The following is a 1,469-nucleotide window of genomic DNA, read 5'->3' on the forward strand; positions in this document are numbered from 1 at the left end:
GGCTTACGCCACTCCCGCCAACCCTTTGCCCCACCCTGATGAATAAGACGGGCTTCTGTAACGGGCCTATTGTCAATCCCGATTCGGCATAATCACGTCGCCGGCTTCATGCTTCTGTCCGCAGTCACCGCAAGGGCGCTGCATGATGGATGTCCTCAACGAACCGGCCGACCAATCTAGAAACGCGCAGTCACCCGAAGGGCTGCTCCCGTCTTACCGGCCTGACCTGGCTCGTGCGTCCCGGCGACGGGACCTTGCCATTGGGCGCGATGGTCCTCTCGCCCGAAACCCTTGTGTCCTACCTTCGTCCCTGTTCGATAACGATCACGCTGCAACCAGCCTGTGCTCGAAGCATGTCCCGTCGCTGAGCATACGGTGCATGACGACTGCCAGCTTGCGCGCCAAAGCGACCTTGGCCTTCTTCATGCCCGCCCGGCTAGCAATCTTCGCCGCCCAGCTCTTGAGCTGCGATCCCTTGACCGGCCGGGTCAGGATGATGTTGGCCGCCTCGTATAATGCGGTGCGCACCTCCTGGTCACCGCATTTGGAAATGCGCCCGGTAACATCAGTCTCCCCCGACTGGTACTTGCGCTGGGTCAGGCCCAAATGTGCTCCCACAGTCCGCGATGACCGAAACCGGGCCGGATCATCAATCGCCGAAACGAACGTCAGCGAGATCAGCGCTCCGACACCGGGCACAGTCATCAGCAACTGCGCCCTCTCGTCCTGGCGAGCCCGGCTATTGACCAGACCATCGAGCCTGCGAAACTGTTCAAGCAGCGTAGCCCGCGCCTTCAACAGGGCGTCCACCGCATTGTCGAGCCCGGGAACCGATGCCGCCAGTTCCCGAGCACGGCCTTCAAAAGTCTTGCGGTTGGTCGGCCCTACCTTCAGCCCGTAGCCACGCAGCAGTCCGCGCAGGCACAGCTCAAGATCGATGTACTTCGACTGTAGCATCTTGCGGCCAGCCAACAGCGTCCTGTTCTCCTGCGCTTCCTGCGACTTGCAATGAACCGGTCGATACCAGCCCAGGCGCATCAACTGGGCAATGCCGCGGGCATCCTTGCGGTCGGTCTTCACCGGCATCGACCGGAATGCATCGCGCACCTGTCTCGTCTCGAGCAGGGTCACTGGCAACTTCGCCTCGATCATCGCGGCATAGAGCCATTGCGACAGCGGGCCAGCCTCCAGGCCGATCGCCGCCATCTGAAAGTCCAGACCCTCGAACCAGGCGACGATCGCCCCAGGTTCGCTGGCAACACGCGCCTCCTTCACAATGCTGCCCGCAGCATCCACAACGCAGAAATGCGAGACTTCCAGCGAAACGTCGATCCCGGTATAGTAGCCCACGGTGGTCTCCCTCGATGCTTGGCGCAGCCCAACCGCTGACGCCGTTCAACCATCGTACCGGGAGGCCACCAACCCTGCATCAGGGATGCGCAACCGACGCCGGACCGTTACCCCATCTA

1 protein-coding gene is annotated in these 1,469 nt (G+C 61.9%); it reads right to left on the reverse strand.

The annotated features are described in order from the left end of the window. Positions 1 to 324: 324 nt before the first annotated feature. Positions 325 to 1,350 (reverse strand): IS110 family RNA-guided transposase, encoded by a 1,026-nt coding sequence (locus ABIC78_RS21505; protein ID WP_054132916.1) that lies wholly within the window; start codon positions 1,348 to 1,350, stop codon positions 325 to 327. Positions 1,351 to 1,469: the final 119 nt, after the last annotated feature.

The sequence above is a fragment of the Novosphingobium sp. 1529 genome (genome assembly GCF_040544855.1).
Taxonomy (GTDB): Bacteria; Pseudomonadota; Alphaproteobacteria; order Sphingomonadales; family Sphingomonadaceae; genus Novosphingobium; species Novosphingobium capsulatum.